Source organism: Streptomyces sp. CO7, from assembly GCF_053474865.1.
Map to the genome: position 1 here is coordinate 1 of NZ_JBRIOU010000118.1, position 438 is coordinate 438.

Annotated in this window: 1 protein-coding gene; it reads left to right on the top strand. The window is 66.2% G+C overall.

Annotation, left to right across the window (positions count from 1 at the left end; all coding sequences use genetic code 11):
• Positions 1-280 (top strand): LysM peptidoglycan-binding domain-containing protein (locus tag ACOV8S_RS31380; protein WP_448321875.1); only part of this gene is annotated, 280 nt, incomplete at its 5' end.
• Between the last annotated feature and the right edge of the window lie 158 nt (positions 281-438).

Genomic DNA, 438 nt, shown 5'->3' on the forward strand with positions numbered 1-438 from the left:
GAGCCAGAGCAGCGGCTCCACCGCCGACCGCTCCACCGAGCAGAAGGCCTCCCGCTCCGACGAGCGCCCGGCCGCCAAGAAGGAGACCGTCACCACCCCGACCGGCAAGAAGGTCGAGAAGGGCGACGGCGAGTACAAGGTCGTCAAGGGCGACACCCTCAGCTCGATCGCCGAGGAGCACGACGTCAAGGGCGGCTGGGCGAAGCTGTTCAAGCTGAACGACGACATCGTCGACGACGCCGACCTGATCTACCCGGGCCAGCAGCTGCACCTCAAGTAAGAGGCGGCGGCCCCCGCGACTCCCGCCCCGGTGCGTGTTCCCCCGTACGCACCGGGGCGGGTTTTTCACGCCCCGGACCCACTCACGACTCCGAACGGGTTTTCGGAAACGTCTTTGTTCCGTTCGGAAACAATTTACTCTCGGTTCTGTCCAGCGGG